Annotated in this window: 16 protein-coding genes and 1 other annotated feature; of the genes, 14 read left to right on the forward strand and 2 right to left on the reverse strand. The window is 58.7% G+C overall.

The genetic code is table 11. The features are described from left to right. From sigE to Q7F15_RS06675, 13 genes are all read left to right on the forward strand, one after another. The gene (gene sigE / locus Q7F15_RS06615) at positions 1–723 is read left to right on the forward strand and encodes an RNA polymerase sporulation sigma factor SigE (protein WP_171564363.1); all 723 of its coding nucleotides are present in this window, start codon (positions 1–3) and stop codon (positions 721–723) included. 207 nt (positions 724–930) lie between these two features. After that, the gene (sigG, locus tag Q7F15_RS06620) at positions 931–1710 is read left to right on the forward strand and encodes an RNA polymerase sporulation sigma factor SigG (RefSeq protein ID WP_171564362.1); all 780 of its coding nucleotides are present in this window, start codon (positions 931–933) and stop codon (positions 1708–1710) included. Between the two features lie 226 nt (positions 1711–1936). Next, positions 1937–2221, forward strand: a complete 285-nt coding sequence (locus Q7F15_RS06625) for a YlmC/YmxH family sporulation protein (RefSeq protein ID WP_171564361.1) — start codon at positions 1937–1939, stop codon at positions 2219–2221. A 68-nt stretch (positions 2222–2289) separates the two neighbouring features. Beyond that, positions 2290–3138, forward strand: coding sequence for a peptidoglycan editing factor PgeF (gene pgeF, locus Q7F15_RS06630; RefSeq protein WP_212131843.1), 849 nt, complete (start codon positions 2290–2292; stop codon positions 3136–3138). Beyond that, entirely contained in the window at positions 3135–3833 is a 699-nt protein-coding gene (locus Q7F15_RS06635) for a YggS family pyridoxal phosphate-dependent enzyme (protein WP_171564359.1), read from the forward strand. The genes pgeF and Q7F15_RS06635 overlap by 4 nt, the downstream gene beginning before the upstream one ends. Before the next feature lie 29 nt (positions 3834–3862). Then, complete coding sequence (locus Q7F15_RS06640) at positions 3863–4288, forward strand: cell division protein SepF (protein WP_171564358.1); 426 nt, start codon at positions 3863–3865, stop codon at positions 4286–4288. 25 nt (positions 4289–4313) lie between these two features. Beyond that, positions 4314–4583: a YggT family protein gene (locus Q7F15_RS06645; protein ID WP_171564357.1), complete on the forward strand. Its 270-nt coding sequence runs from the start codon at positions 4314–4316 to the stop codon at positions 4581–4583. A 13-nt stretch (positions 4584–4596) separates the two neighbouring features. After that, positions 4597–5370 (forward strand): YlmH family RNA-binding protein, encoded by a 774-nt coding sequence (locus Q7F15_RS06650; RefSeq protein ID WP_212131844.1) that lies wholly within the window; start codon positions 4597–4599, stop codon positions 5368–5370. Between the two features lie 94 nt (positions 5371–5464). After that, entirely contained in the window at positions 5465–5959 is a 495-nt protein-coding gene (locus Q7F15_RS06655) for a DivIVA domain-containing protein (protein WP_171564355.1), read from the forward strand. A 55-nt stretch (positions 5960–6014) separates the two neighbouring features. Then, positions 6015–6285 (forward strand) — a binding site (T-box leader). A gap of 50 nt (positions 6286–6335) precedes the next feature. After that, entirely contained in the window at positions 6336–9122 is a 2787-nt protein-coding gene (gene ileS, locus Q7F15_RS06660; RefSeq protein ID WP_171564354.1) for an isoleucine--tRNA ligase, read from the forward strand. A gap of 216 nt (positions 9123–9338) precedes the next feature. Continuing rightward, entirely contained in the window at positions 9339–10091 is a 753-nt protein-coding gene (locus Q7F15_RS06665; RefSeq protein WP_304415277.1) for a TraR/DksA C4-type zinc finger protein, read from the forward strand. 12 nt (positions 10092–10103) lie between these two features. Beyond that, on the forward strand, positions 10104–11222 hold the full coding sequence (locus Q7F15_RS06670; RefSeq protein ID WP_304415278.1) for a mandelate racemase/muconate lactonizing enzyme family protein: 1119 nt from the start codon (positions 10104–10106) through the stop codon (positions 11220–11222). Between the two features lie 14 nt (positions 11223–11236). Continuing rightward, positions 11237–12634 carry an MFS transporter gene (locus Q7F15_RS06675; RefSeq protein ID WP_212131846.1) on the forward strand — a complete coding sequence of 466 codons (1398 nt, stop codon included), beginning with the start codon at positions 11237–11239 and terminating at the stop codon, positions 12632–12634. Between the two features lie 32 nt (positions 12635–12666). Here Q7F15_RS06675 and Q7F15_RS06680 read toward each other — a convergent pair whose 3' ends face one another. Beyond that, positions 12667–13140, reverse strand: coding sequence for an NUDIX domain-containing protein (locus Q7F15_RS06680; RefSeq protein WP_171564350.1), 474 nt, complete (start codon positions 13138–13140; stop codon positions 12667–12669). A gap of 43 nt (positions 13141–13183) precedes the next feature. After that, positions 13184–14098, reverse strand: a complete 915-nt coding sequence (locus Q7F15_RS06685) for an NAD(P)/FAD-dependent oxidoreductase (protein ID WP_171564349.1) — start codon at positions 14096–14098, stop codon at positions 13184–13186. Between the two features lie 263 nt (positions 14099–14361). Between Q7F15_RS06685 and Q7F15_RS06690 the strand changes: the two genes are divergently transcribed. Continuing rightward, on the forward strand, positions 14362–15831 hold the full coding sequence (locus Q7F15_RS06690) for an LCP family protein (protein ID WP_304415279.1): 1470 nt from the start codon (positions 14362–14364) through the stop codon (positions 15829–15831). Positions 15832–15882 lie beyond the last annotated feature (51 nt).

The raw sequence follows: 15882 nt of genomic DNA on the forward strand, positions 1-15882 counted from the left end.
ATGTATGTGAAACTTCGCCTGCAACTCCAATTGCTCTGGTACCGTTTCCTGCTGTGGATTGGTGCACGCGCCGAAGAGATCTACTACATAGGGGGAAGTGAAGCCCTGCCGCCGCCGCTGACCAGAGAAGAAGAAGAGATTCTCCTGAGCCGGCTGCCGTCCGGCGATCCCGCCGTGCGCAGCATGCTGATCGAACGCAACCTGCGGCTTGTCGTGTACATCGCCCGCAAATTTGAGAACACGGGGATCAACATCGAGGATCTGGTCAGCATTGGGACGATCGGCTTGATCAAGGCGGTCAATACGTTTGATCCGGAGAAAAACATCAAGCTGGCCACCTACGCTTCCCGCTGCATCGAAAACGAAATTCTCATGTACCTCAGGCGGAACAACAAGATTCGCTCGGAAGTGTCGTTCGACGAACCGCTCAACATCGACTGGGACGGCAACGAACTCTTGCTCTCCGACGTGTTGGGGACGGACAACGACACCATTTACAAGAACATCGAAGACCAGGTGGACCGCAAGCTGCTGAAAAAAGCGCTGGATAAGCTGACAGAGAGAGAACGCATCATCATGGAGCTGCGCTTCGGATTGTCGGGAGAAGAAGAGAAGACGCAAAAGGACGTCGCCGATCTGTTGGGCATCTCCCAGTCGTACATTTCCCGTCTGGAAAAGCGAATTATAAAACGGTTGCGAAAAGAATTCAACAAAATGGTGTAGCGCATAATTTCCCAATCGAAGGAGATACTGTTCCTAAACCGTGCCAGAGAGTGGCAACGCCACTTGCTCGTAAAACCGCCTATACACGGCTCGCTCTCGCCGCAAAGCTCGGCCTTCGCCGAGTTTTCTTTCATCCGGCGATGCGTCGGTACGCGGCCTTTCAAGACAACCGGGTTGGGAACTTTCTTGCTTCGAGGAGGGTAAGACGTGACGCGCAACAAGGTAGAGATTTGCGGGGTGGACACTTCAAAGCTTCCGGTGCTTACCAACAAAGAGATGAGGGAGCTGTTCGAACGCCTGCAGAACGGCGAACTGGCAGCGCGGGAGAAACTGGTCAATGGAAACCTGCGGCTGGTGCTGAGCGTCATTCAGCGCTTCAACAACCGGGGCGAGTACGTGGATGACCTGTTTCAGGTGGGCTGCATCGGCCTGATGAAGGCCATCGACAACTTTGACCTCGGCCAAAACGTGAAATTTTCCACGTACGCCGTGCCGATGATCATCGGGGAGATTCGCCGCTACCTGCGGGACAACAACCCGATCCGCGTGTCGCGGTCCCTAAGGGATATCGCGTACAAGGCGCTTCAGGTGCGGGACAATCTGACCAACAAGCATTCGCGGGAACCCACCATCACGGAGATTTCCCAGGAATTGAACGTGCCCAAGGAAGACATCGTGTTTGCGCTGGACGCCATTCAGGACCCGGTCTCGCTGTTTGAACCGATCTATCAGGATGGCGGCGATCCCATCTACGTGATGGACCAGATCAGCGACGAGAAGAACAGGGATGCCAACTGGGTGGAAGAAATCGCCCTGCGCGAGGGCATGCAGCGGCTGGGCGAACGGGAGAAGATGATTCTCTCCATGCGGTTCTACGAAGGCAAGACGCAGATGGAAGTGGCGGAGGAGATCGGCATTTCCCAAGCACAGGTCTCCCGGTTGGAAAAAGCGGCCATCGCCCACATGCAAAAACACGTGCAATCGTAATGGGTTTATCATCAGCAGCCTCCATGCCATCAGCGTCGGAGGCTTTTGTTTCTGTATAAGCTGCTCGGCGACTGAAACAGTCTGAAAGTTGTGAAATTTACAAGTCGTGATGGGACTCTGCAATCGACGCGCCGTGACGCCGGTCCAATCTTTCACCGCTCCCCGGGGCATATTTGTCTGCCCGTTCATATACTTGAACTAACGGAGAAAAAGTAGGTGAGGAAAAATGGTCAAAATCTCGGATTTCCAGACCAAAGAAGTGGTGAACATTTTGGATGGCAAGCGGCTGGGGCAGATATCCGATCTGGAGATAGACCTGCGCCACGGGCGGGTGGAGGCGATTGTCGTCCCCGGACCGGGCAAATTCCTCGGGTTTTTTTCAGCGGGCAACGACTACGTGATTCCCTGGCGCAACATCATCAAGATCGGCAAGGACGTCGTGTTGGTTCGCCTGGAGGAGTCGATGCGGGTAGAGGCAAAAACCGGCGGGGAAGACGAATACCGGGCGTAAGAAAGGCGAGAGAGCCTTTCTTTTCTTTTGGGCTGTGGTATCATAAGCCATATAAGGAAGGTGACAACATGAACGAACCGTTTGTTGGCAGAGAGGGCGGCGCGCTGCTGCATCTGCGCGAGTGGGAAGAGCGCTTTCCCGGCTTGGCGGCCGGGTTTACCCTCAGAAACGGCGGAGTGAGCGAAGGAGCGTACCACTCTTTTAACATGGGCCTGCACGTGGGAGACGACCCGAACCGTGTGGTGGCCAACCGGCGCAAGCTGGCAGCGGAACTGGGCATGTCGTTTGAAGCCTGGACGTGCGCGGATCAGGTGCACGGCAGCCGGGTCTGCCAGGTGACCGCCCAATCCATGGGAGCGGGCAGGGAGAGCCTGGACGACGTCATTCCGGCGACAGACGGCCTGCATACGAATCAGCCGGGCGTGCTGCTCACGTCCTTTTATGCCGACTGCGTGCCGCTGTTTTTCCTCGACCCGGTGTCGCGGGCGATCGGCTTGGCCCACGCCGGCTGGAAGGGGACGGTGGCGCGTATTGCCGAGGAAATGGTGCGGGCGTTTGAAAGTCACTACGGCAGCAGGGCGGAGGAGCTGCTGGTGGCGATCGGTCCTGCCATCGGCGGCTGCTGCTATGAAGTGGACGAGCGAATCATGGAACGGGTACGGACGGCGGCTGCTCGCTGGGAAGACGCCGTGACGCCCCGGGAAAACGGCCGATACATGCTGGATCTGCCTCGTCTGAACACGGAGATTTTGGCGGAATGCGGCGTTGCGCCAGAGCGCGTGCTGCGGACGGGATGGTGTACAAGCTGCCGGACCGACCTGTTTTTCTCTCACCGCAGGGAGGCGGGGAAAACGGGCCGGATGGCATCGTTTATCGGATGGAGAGAGTCTGAAAAAGGAGCTGTGAACGAATCGTGACGAGAGAGAGGGAAATGCTGAAAGCGAGGCTGGCAGCCGTCGAAGAGCGCATCGCGGCCGCCTGCGATCGAGCCAACCGGAAGCGGGAAGAGGTGAAAGTCATCGCCGTCACCAAGTACGTCGACGCCGACGCGATCGGCGATTTGTTGGCCATCGGGGTGGAGCATATCGGGGAAAACCGCGTGCAGGATGCACTGCCCAAATTCGAGCGCTACGGCCACCTGGGGACGTGGCATTTCATCGGCCATCTGCAGACCAACAAGGTAAAAGACGTCGTGGGCAAATTTGCACACATCCACTCGTTGGACAGGCTGTCGCTGGCCCGGGAGCTGAACAAGCGCGGGGAAGCGCTGGACCGTGTCGTTTCCTGTTTTCTGCAGCTCAATATCTCTGGAGAAGAGACAAAATTTGGGCTTAGTCCCAATGATGTATTGGCTTTTTTGCAGGAAACCAGTAATATGAATCATATAAAGATCGTCGGATTAATGACCATGGCGCCTTTTGTCGAAAATCCCGAGGAGGCGCGACCCGTGTTCCGCGGCCTGCGGGAATGGAAAGAACGGATCAACGGCTGGAACTTTCCGCACGCTGCAATCGAAGAGCTGTCGATGGGCATGTCCAACGATTTTGAAGTGGCGATTGAAGAAGGAGCGACATATGTCCGGCTTGGTTCGGTCCTGGTTAAGCCGGAATGACCGCAACGCTGCACGAGAGGAGGATGGCCATGGGCGTAATGAACAAGATCATGGGGTTCTTTGGATTGGATAACGAAGAATACATTGAAGAGACGGTGGAAGAGGAGCGCGAAGAGCAGGAGCGGGAGTCTTTCACCAAACGGCAGCCGGCGCCTCGCGCCAACAACGTGGTGCCGTTTCAGGCTCGGGAAAAGGAGGGCATTCGGTTGGTTTTATGTGAACCACGACATTACAGCGACGCGCAGGACATCGCTGACAACCTCCGTCACCGCCGGCCGGTCGTCGTCAACCTGCAGCGGGTGGATAAGGAACAGGCGAAGCGCATCGTCGATTTTTTGAGCGGAACGGTCTACGCGCTGAACGGTGACATTCAAAAGGTGGGCGACTACATCTTTGTCTGCACGCCGGATCACGTCGACATTCAGGGGACGATCTCCAGTGTCGTCGAAGAGTAAGAGAACCTAGCAAAAGGGTGAGTGAATGACAACGGCCATTTTTACCATTGTGTATTACGCTTTTACCATTTATCAATTCATGGTCATTGCCTACGTGCTCATGTCGTGGGTGCCGCAGATGCGGGAAACGCCCATTGGTCAACTGCTGGAGCGGTTGGTGGAGCCGTATCTGGCGCCATTTCGCCGCTTTATCCCGCCGCTCGGCTTTATCGATATCTCGCCAATCGTGGCGCTGATCGCACTCAACTTCGCCCACAGGGGCCTGAATGCGATCCTGCAGCAACTGCTGCTGTGAGGTGCGTGACGGCATGAGCGTGTTTGATCATTTTCGAAAAGAAGAACGTCCCTTTGCGGAACGGGCGCTGGAGATGCTGACGCTGACAGAGCGGAAGCAGGCCATGCGCCTTACTGATTTTCTGGACCCGAGGCAGCTTGCGATCATGCAGAGCCTGACCTCGCAGGTAAGTGACGTGTCCGTCTCGGCCAGCGGAGGCTACGACGGAGCGGAGCGGGTGCGCGTGCTGCTCCATCCCGATTACATCGTGCCCGAACCTGAGGACTACCGCCTGGCCCTGCTGCGGATTTCCGCTGACCAGCGCTTCCATACATTGGAGCACCGGGATGTGATGGGTGCGCTGTTGAACGTGGGGCTGAAGCGGGAGAAATTTGGCGACATGATCGTGGCCGAAGAGGCGATCCATGTCGTCATCGCAGACGAGGTAGCCGATTTCATCTGTTCACAGGTGACCCATATACACCGGACGCCGGTCCAATTTGAGCGGGTGGATTGGGAGTCGTTTCAGCCGCCCGCTCCCCGGTATGCGGAAAAGGTGATCACGGTTCCGTCGCCGCGTGTCGATGCGGTCATCGGCGAGGTGTACAACCTGTCGCGGGCAAAGGCGTTGGTCCCGATCCGGGCGGGCAAACTGAAAGTCAACTGGAAAGTGGTGGACGACCCGTCGCATCTGCTGGAGCCTGGCGACATGGTGTCGCTGGCCGGGTTTGGACGGTTCAAGCTGCTGGACGTGTCCGGGCCGACGCGCAGCGGACGGCTGCGCATGATCGTCGGGCGACTCACCTGAGACGGGCTCAATAATTTTGCAAATTCCGGCAGGAAATGCGGATAAACCTGTCGAAGAATTTGGGTACGATTACCGGAAAAAGTGAGGGGTTCATGTGCCTTTAACGCCATTGGACATACACAATAAGGAATTCAGCACGGGTTTTCGCGGTTACAACATTGACGAAGTGAACGAGTTCCTCGATCAGGTGATCAAGGACTTCGAACTCCTGATAAAGGAAAAAAAGGAACTGGAAGAGCGTGTCGCCATGCTGAACGAGCGGGTGGAACACTACAAGAGCATGGAGGAGAACCTGAGCAAATCCATCCTTGTGGCTCAGGAGACGGCCGAGGATGTCAAGGCCAACGCCCGCAAGGAAGCGCAGTTGATCCTGAAAGAAGCGGAGAAAAACGCCGACCGGATCGTCAATGAAGCACTGGCGAAATCCCGCAAGATCGCCATCGAGATCGAAGAGTTGAAAAAGCGCGCCTCTGTCTATCGGATGCGCTTCCGCACGCTGCTCGAAGCCCAGTTGGAGATGCTGGATAACGGGGCATGGGACGATCTCGAGCAGGCAGATTCCACGACGTCCGCTCTGATGGCGGAATAAACCGTTGACGTTCAGGCCATGATGGTACTATAATATTTGCAAACTTTTCATCACTGGATCGACGATGAACGGGAAGAGTACGTGACCAAGCACTGCCCAGAGAGCCGGGGAGAGGTGAAAGCCCGGCCAGTTGCCGTCGCCGAAAATCACCCGGGAGTTCACAACTGAAAGCCGGCTGCCGGCGTCACGTCCGGCGGGCGAGTAAGGGAGCGCGTCATTCCCGTTACGAATGAAACGAGTGGAGCGGAGCGGCATCCGTCTGCTTTGCGGCAGGGCCGTTCCGTTCAATCAGGGTGGTACCACGGGAGCCTTCTCTCGTCCCTTTTGGGATGGGGGAAGGCTTTTTATTTATACCAAGTAGGAGTGAAAACAGGTCATGGATTACAGCAAAACATTATCGCTGCCCCAAACCGATTTTCCCATGCGCGGCAACCTGCCGACCCGGGAACCGCAGATACAGGCCCGCTGGGATGAGCAGGAGATTTACCGGAAAGTGCAGGAGCGGACAAAGGGGCGTCCGTTGTTCGTGCTGCATGACGGTCCTCCGTATGCCAACGGAAACATTCACATCGGCCACGCGCTGAACAAGATTCTCAAGGACATCATCGTTCGCTACAAGTCGATGGCCGGTTTCTGCGCGCCGTACGTTCCCGGCTGGGACACCCACGGTCTGCCGATCGAACAGGCGATTATCAATGCTGAGGGGCTGGACCGCCGCAACATCGAGGTAAACGAATTCCGCAAACGCTGTGAAGCGTACGCCTGGTCCTACATCGAAAAGCAGCGGGACCAATTCAAGCGGCTGGGCGTTCGCGGCGACTGGGAAAATCCGTACGTGACGCTGAAACCGGAGTATGAAGCGCGGCAAATCCGCATCTTCGGCGAGATGGCAAAAAAAGGCTACATTTACAAGGGGCTGCGCTGCGTATACTGGTCCCCGTCGTCTGAGACGGCTTTGGCGGACGCGGAAATCGAATACAAGGACAAGCGCTCGCCATCCATTTACGTCAGCTTCCAAGTGACCGACGGCAAGGGCAAACTGGACACGGACACCGGCGTTGTCATCTGGACCACCACACCGTGGACGATTCCGGCCAACCTGGCCATCTCCATTCACCCGGAACTGGAGTACAACGTAGTGAATGCGGACGGCCGCAAATTCCTGCTGGCGAACGGTCTTTTGGAAGCAGCGTCCAAGGAGATCGGCTGGGAGAACGTAGAGGTTCTGGCTACCTTCAAGGGAAGTGAACTGGAAGGCGTCGTGACGGCCCACCCGTTCTACGACCGTCCGTCTCCGCTGATCCTGGGCGAACACGTCACCCTGGACGCCGGTACGGGCTGCGTTCACACCGCTCCGGGACACGGGGAAGACGACTTCAACATCGGCCAGAAATACGGTCTCGGCGTGCTTTGCCCGGTTGACCATGAGGGCAAGATGACGGCCGAAGCACCAGGTTTTGAAGGCATGTTCTACGAGGATGCCAACAAGGCGGTTACACAAAAGCTGGAAGAAGCGGGAGCGCTCTTGAAGCTCGGCTTCATCACCCACTCGTACCCGCACGACTGGCGGACGAAAAAGCCGGTCATCTACCGGGCGACCGAGCAGTGGTTTGCGTCGATCGACGGCTTCCGCGAACAGATGCTGGAAGCGATCAAAAACGTGCAGTGGCTTCCGCACTGGGGCGAAACGCGCCTGGCCAACATGGTGGCCGACCGCGGCGACTGGTGCATCTCCCGTCAGCGCGTCTGGGGCGTACCCATCCCGATCTTCTACTGCAAATCCTGCAACGAACCGGTGATCAACGACACGACGATCGATCACATCGCGGAGCTGTTCCGCAAAGAAGGCTCTTCCGTCTGGTTTGCCCGTGAAGCGAGTGAACTGGTGCCGCCGGGCCTGACCTGCGAAAAGTGCGGCTGCACGGAGTTCCGCAAAGAGACAGACATCATGGACGTGTGGTTCGACTCCGGCTCCAGCCACGAAGCAGTGTTGAGAGAGCGGGAAGAACTGAAATGGCCGGCTGACCTCTACCTGGAAGGATCGGACCAGTATCGCGGCTGGTTCAACTCGTCGCTCTCCACCTCGGTGGCCGTATACGGAACGGCGCCGTACAAGGCGGTGCTGAGCCACGGCTTTGCCCTCGACGGCGAAGGACGCAAAATGTCCAAGTCGCTCGGCAACGTCGTCGTGCCGCAAGAGGTGATCGACAAGCTGGGGGCGGACATCCTGCGCCTGTGGGTAGCGTCCGTGGATTACCAGGCGGACGTGCGGATTTCCGACGCGATCCTCAACCAAATCGCCGAAGTGTACCGCAAGATCCGCAACACGTTCCGCTTCCTGTTGGGCAACCTGAACGGGTTCGACCCGGCGAAGGACCGCGTCCCGTACGAGCAGCTGGGCGAATTGGACCGCTACGTGCTGGCCAAGGCGGCCCAAGTGGTCAAACGGGTGCGCAAGGCGTACGACGACTATCAATTCCACACGGTGTTCCACGCTGTTCACAACTTCTGCGTCATTGACCTGTCCGCCTTTTATCTGGACATCTGCAAAGACCGGCTCTATGTGGAAGCGCCCGACAGCATCAAGCGCCGCGCCGCGCAGACCGTCATGTACGACTGCCTGTTGAACCTGGTCAAACTGGTGGCGCCGATCCTGCCGCACACCGCAGACGAAGTGTGGAGCTACATCCCGGGCGTAGCCGAGGAAAGCGTGCAGCTGACCGACATGCCGGAGGCAAACGAACAGCATCTCGGCTTCGCGGCAGACATGGAGAGCAAGTGGGACGCGTTCCTGGCGGTGCGCGACGAAGTGCTGAAAGCGATGGAAGAAGCACGCCGCAACAAAGTGTTCGGCAACTCCGTCGACGCCAAACTGGCGCTCTATCCGCAAACCGAAGAGGTTGCGCGGGTCTTGTCCGCCATGGATGACCTGGCCGACCTGTTCATCGTCGCCCATGTAGATCTGCATCCGCATGGCGCCAGCGTGCCGAGCGAAGCAGCTGTGCTGGAGGGCATCGCAGTCGTCGTCGCACCTGCTGACGGGGTCAAGTGCGAGCGCTGCCGCGTGGTGAAGCAGGACGTCGGGGCGGACAGCGCCCATCCGAGCCTCTGCCAGCGCTGCGTGACGATCGTACACGAACACTACGCCCACGTGGCTGAATAATTTAATCTCACAATCTGACAAACAGTACAGCTCTGCCTGTGCCCCTGCGGTGAGGCAGGGCTGTTTTTTTGTCCACAGGGTTCCTCCCCCACGGCAGAAAGGGTTGTCAGAGCGATGTCGGCTCACGCGGGGCAGGCAAGGGACTGGCCGTGGGTTATTTTCGCGGCCGGCAAGACATACTACACCAAGAAAAGCAAACAGAGGAGGGTGGCATGCGTGGACAAGGAAAAGCTGGCTCGGTTCAGGGAACGGCTGATGCAGGAAAAACGTGAGCTGGAGGAGCGGGTGCAGGCCCACTACGGCATGCGGGAGCCGATGGCGACATCCCTGCAGGAGTTTTCCATGTACGACAATCACCCGGCCGACATTGGCAGTGAGCTGTTTGAGCGTGAAAAAGATCTCGCACTGGACAGTCTGGACCGGGAGACGTTAAAGGAGATTGACCAGGCGCTTACCCGCATGGACGAAGGGACGTACGGGCTCTGCACCGTCTGCGGGCAGCCCATCCCGGAAGAGCGGCTGGAGGCGCTGCCCTACGCTCAAACCTGCAAGGAACACGCGGCGGCACCCAACATCAACCAGTCTCGTCCGATCGAGGAGGAGTTCTTGCAGCCGCCGTTCGGCCGCACCTCGCTGGACGAAAAAGAAGGACAGAACAGCTTTGACGGAGAGGACGCCTGGCAGATTGTCGAGTCGTGGGGAACGTCAAGCACGCCATTTTCCTATGTGGACAACGACAAGACCGACTACAAGGAAATGTACGTGGAAAGCGACGAGGCGGACGGAGCCGTCGAGGCCATCGAGCAGATCGGCTACACGGACATCGACGGCTACCACGGTCCGGAGAGCGTCAATTTCATGCGCAGCGGCACGTATGAGGAGTACATGCGCAAAGGGGAAGGCAAAGGCTTGTTTCTCGATTACGAAGCGTATCTGCAGGAGCGCGAAGGGCGCGACGACCTGTTGTGAGGAGCACATCGGATGCAGATCGAACGCGTGGAGACCTACCCGCTGCTCTATCGGTTGACGCAGCCGTACGGCGACGCCAACGGCTACAAGAAGTACCGCGCCTGTTACCTGATCCGCATCGTCACGACCTCCGGGGCAGACGGATGGGGAGAAGCAGTAGACTGGCTGCCGACGCTGGACAAGGGATTTCGCGAGCGCATCATCCCGTACCTCATCGGCAAACGGGTGACGGACCGCCTGCGCCTGGTGGAAGTGATCAGCAAATGGCATCAGCGCTCGGCAGCGGCCGTCAGCATGGCCCTGACCGAGATTACTGCCAAGCTGGCCGGTTTATCCGTCTGCGAGCTGTGGGGCGGGGCGTACCACACCAGCATCCCGGTGTACGCGTCCTTTCAATCCTACAGCGAGCGTCCTGATTGGGCGGAGCATTCCATCTGGCTGGTGGAACGACAGGTGCAGGCCGGATTTCGCCGCATCAAGGTGAAGATTGGCGGCCGTTCCTGGCAGGAGGACCGCCGTCACATCGAGCGGCTGATGGCATCGCTGCCAACAGACGTCCAGGTGGCGGTAGACGCCAACCAAAGTTACGATCTGGCTGCTGCCCGACAGTGGGAGCATGTCTTTTCCCGTTATGAAAACTGGATGTGGCTGGAAGAGCCGATGCCGATGGAGCGGACGGAAGAGTACGCCAAATTGCGGCAGGCGTTGTCAATTCCGCTGGCCGGGGGCGAAAATCTGATCCACTGCTACCAGTACGTGCCGCTGTTGAAACAGGGAGCGCTTGATATCATCCAGCCCGATCCGATGCATGCGACCGGGGTGGACAGCTTTCGCTTCATGCTGCAGATGGGGCGGCAGTTTGGACACCGCGTCTCTCCGCACGTGTTTGACGGATCGCTAACGCGGCTGTACGCGATATACGCGCAGGCGTGTCTCCCGGCGTGGAGCAAAATGGACGCCGACCCGATTGAACCGGTGGAGTGGGACGTCATGGACAATCCGTTTACCTGCATTTTTCCAATAGCTCCGGTCAATGGACAGGTGACCCTGCCGCGAGGAGCGGGCATCGGCGTCCAGCCGGATTGGCAGATTATCAAAGCGTTGTGCTGGGATGGCAGCGCATACGCGTGACGAGGGTGTACGGTATGGCACAGAACACGAAAAACCTGATAGGACTGGTGGGCATTCCGCTTGTCATGGTGTTGGGAAACTCGATGTTGATCCCCGTCCTGCCCACGATGAAAGCCAAGCTGCAGCTGACGGGCTTGCAGACGAGCCTGGTGATTACCGCGTTTTCCATCGCGGCGGGCGTCGTCATTCCGCTGGCGGGCTATCTGTCCGACCGGTTTGGACGCAAAATCGTCGTGACCCTGTCTCTGATTCTGTACGGGGCGGGCGGTCTGTTGGCCGGATTGGCGGCGCTCTGGTTGGACAAGCCGTACGGGATCATCATGACTGGACGGGTCCTGCAGGGGATCGGTGCTGCCGGGACTGCCCCGATTGCGCTGGCCATGGTGGGCGACTTGTTTAACGGGGCGGCGGAAAGCCGGGCGCTGGGCTTGATGGAGACATCCAACGGCTTGGGCAAGGTGCTCAGTCCGATTATTGGCGCGCTGTTGGCCATGATTACCTGGTACATGGTGTTTCTCGCGTTTCCGATCATCTGCGGAGTGATCGTGCTGCTGTTTTTGTTTTGTACCCGGGAAAACAAGCAGGAGAAACAGCCGGTGCAGGTCGGCCAGTATCTCCGATCCATCGGACAGGTGTTTCGGCAGCACGGACGTTGGCTGGTGCCGGCGTTCTTTATCGGCAGCATCTGCCTGTTCACACTGTTTGGCGTGCTGTTTTACCTGTCCGATCTGCTGGAAGAGACGTTCAAGATCGACGGCGTGCTGAAGGGCGGTTTCCTGGCCATCCCGCTGCTGGTCATGAGCATCGTCGCATACCTGACCGGCCTGATCATCAAAAAAAAGCTGCGCCTGATGCGCCTGTTCGTGATCGTCGGGATGTTTCTTTTGGCCGCCTCCTACGTGATCGCCAGTTTCGTACAAGGGGTGTACCTGTTGATCGGGGTGCTGGTGATCGGCAGTGTCGGAACAGGCATGATCCTGCCCTGTCTCAACAGCATGATCGTCGGGGCCGTGAAAAAGGCGGAACGGGGCATGATCACGTCGCTGTACAGCGGCGTCCGGTTTATCGGCGTAGCTGTGGGACCGCCGGTGTTTACCTGGCTGTTGGGCATTTCCCGCAACGTGATGTTTTACTCCATTGCCGGCATAACCGCCTTGTTTGCGGTGGTCGCGCTGTTCTTTCTAAAACCGCAGCAGGCAGCTTCCCAGGAGGCTTCCGGCCAACAGGCAAAAGCGGAAGACAAGCAGGAAAAAGACATGGAAGCAATGCGTCAGGCGGCGGAAATCCTCGGAATCCAGGCGGAGAGCGAGGAGGAGAGACAGCGGGCAGAAGCGGTGCGCAGGATGGGGTTTGACCCAAACGATCTGGTCAACCATCTGTTGAGCGGGAAAAAGGAAAAAGGCAAAAGCTAAAACAGGCATCGCCCACGGTTGGGGGATGCCTGTCACGTTGTCGCAAACGGATGGCGGCGTGCCCGCTCCAGCGCCAGCGGGTATACATCGTCGTACAGATAGCGGCTGAAGCGGGGATCATTCCGTACCTGGAGCGGTATATGTTCGAACAACACCCGTTCAGCAACGTCGGCACCGGGTGGCTCCGTTTCCAGGTCCAGCACGCGGGCAACGTAGATATCCTTGACCAGATTGTGGTTGACGGTGTACTGGCCGATGCGCTCGATCGCCTCCAGCGTGGCACCGGTTTCCTCGTAGGTTTCCCGGATCGCGGCAGCCAGACTGGACTCACCCGGCTCCACCTTGCCTCCGGGCAGCTCGATGCCCCGCGTGCGGTGGCGGGTAAAAACCAGCCGGCCCTGCCAGAACGGAAAAACCAGTACATGCAGGGCACGCCGGTTTCGGTAGACGGCCGGGTCAAACGTGAGCGTCACCGGCAGGCCAAAATTATCGACGAACGAGTACATGATCACGGCTCCTTTTGTCCGGATGGTCACTAGACGCGATCGGCTACAGCGACGGGACCTGAAGTGAAATGTGCTTGACCGCCTTCATCGCCTGGCCGACGGCGAGCGACAGGCTGGCATAAGCGGCGCCGTTGGTGATGTCACCGATGGCGTAGATCCAATCAGCACCCACCCGCAGGTTGACGTCGGTCTGCAGATACCCGCCTTCCAAGGCAGGCAGTTGTCCCAACCCCTCGCTGTTCCCGCGCACGCCGATTCGCGGCAGGACCCAATCGACGACGAGCGTTTGCGGCGTGTCGGAGCGGGGGGAGTCCAGGGTGAGCACGGCTTTGCCGTTTTGCTCCCGGCAGTCGCTCACCACTGTCTCCCACAGCACGTGGAGAGAAGGGTGAGGGCGAAGGCGCTCCACCCACTGCGGACGGGCTCGCAGCCGATCGCTGCGGACGAGGAGGTAGAGGCTGCGGACGTGTGGCAGGAGGTTGCAGGCGCTTTCCACCGCCCGATCACCGCCTCCGATCACCGCGACATCCTGGCCGGCGACAGCGGTTCCCTGCGAGGTGGTGGAGAACCACGGCTGCAGCACCCGCGAACAGCCGACGAGGGCGGGAATCCGATTGGGGCGCACGCCCGTCGCGATAATCAGGTAGTCGGCCAGGTACACGGTCTTGTCGGTATGGACCAGGTGCTTGTCGAGATCGATCGAGCGGAGCGCTTCCCCAAGGCGGGGACGGAGTGCGCGAATTGATCGATGGGCGAGCAGTTCGTCCAGCAAGGCCGCGCCATCCGGGTATACACGCGGTGGAAAGTCCCAAATTTGGTTGTGGATGTCCGAAAGCTGCCCGCCGAGCCGATCGTTTTTTTCCACCAGGACACAGGACAATCCGAGCCGTTCACACCAGATGGCAGCAGACAACCCGGCGATGCCGCCGCCGGCGATCAGCACCTGTACGTGTTCCACACTCAGCCCCTCCGCTTCCCGTGATCGTTCCGGTTTCTATCTTGGATAATTTTAGACTACCGTTTTCCTGTGGGGAGCGCAAGTGCGTTCTGGAGGGCGAGCCTTCCGGACGGAACAGGCCGGCACCTGATCCCATTTTGGGAACCTATCATCATTCTACAAAGCCAGACAAAATTGTGATAGAATTATACATATTTTTTCCAGAAAAGGTAGAATCGTCGAGCCAAACGCCACGTACAATGGGATTGAGGAGTTGACGACGCATGCGGAAGACGGATGAAGCGACTGCTCCTGCACAAAAGGGGCGCCGCGCCAGACGGAGACGACGGACATGGGGAATGCGTCTGCTGCTGGCGGGCTGTCTGATTCTGTGTATGCTGGCAGCCGGAGCCGCCTACAGCTTCACCCGGATCAACGAAACCCTGGGGACGATTACGAATGACCCGTACAAGCTGCCGGACGAGCCTGCAACGCAGCAGGCGTACGAGAAAAAGAAGCCGATTTCCGTGCTGATTATCGGGACCGACACCCGGAAATTGGGGGGCATGTTAAACACCGACGTGCTGATTCTGACCGTCGTCGATCCCGATGCGCAGCGGGTGACGATGGTCTCTCTGCCGCGCGACACCCGCGTCCAGATGCCGGGCTACCCGGGTTACCACAAGATCAACAGCGTGTTTGCCGCCGGGGAAAGCGTGCGGATTCGCGCAGAGCAGCGAGGCGAGCCGGTGACCGAAAACGGCGTCTCGCTGTTGAAAAAAACGGTCGAAGCGATGATGGGCATCCCGGTTCAGCATTACGTCCTGTTTGACTTTGAAGGCTTCACCGCAGTGATTGACAAGCTGGGCGGGGTAGAGGTGACGGTCGACCGCGACCTCGTCTATGAACTACCCCAAGGGGGCGTCTACAAGCGTCTGAAAAAGGGACGACAGGTGCTGAACGGCGAGCAGGCTCTCGGCTTTGTCCGCCACCGTGTGGACCGGCGGGGACACGCTTACGACTCCAGCGATTTTGACCGCAACCGGCGGCAGCAGGAAGTGATCAGGGCGGTGGCCGACAAAGTGACGTCGATGAATGGCCTCAGGAACGCGTTCGCCATTCTGGAGACAGCGGGCCAGCACATCAAAACCGATCTGTCCAAAGAGCAGATCACCGGATTGGCCCTCGATTTCACCAGCTTTTCCTCGGAGCGGATCGTTTCGCTGGACAATGGCGCCGTATGGGATTCCCGCCTCCTGTACACGCTGTGGCCCAAAGAGAAGATGGATCAGGTCCGCTCCGCCCTGCAAAGCGCCATGAAGGTCACATCAGGCGCAACCTTGAGCGAGGCGGCCGTTGCCGAGTACGCACGCGCGGAACAAAAAAGACGACAGCGCCAAGCAAACAGACGGCTGGAAACGGGAAGACGGGAGCTTCCAAACAGGCAGGGAAAACCGGCCAATCGGCTGCCGGTTCCACGCCGGCACTCAACGGCGGCAAGTCCAAACCGGCTGATTCCGGTGACGTGTCGGCCGGAAAAGGGAGAACGGACAACTCCCCAGCGGACATTCCCGCTTCGGGCGGAACGGGCGGACAGCAAACGTCTCCGCCGCCAAGCACCAGCCCCGAAGCCGAGCAGCCGCCCGCCAATCTTCCGCCGCCCGACATCATTGCTCCACCCTCTTTTGATTCGCTTCCTGCCGGGGCAGCCGGCAAAGAAGAGGGCAGCGGTGCGGTTATACACTAACAGATGAGAAAACGACATGCGGCAACCTGCCAAACAGGCTGGCTGCCCGCACCCCCTC

The organism is Brevibacillus aydinogluensis (genome assembly GCF_961514395.1).
Classification (GTDB): Bacteria; Bacillota; Bacilli; order Brevibacillales; family Brevibacillaceae; genus Brevibacillus; species Brevibacillus aydinogluensis.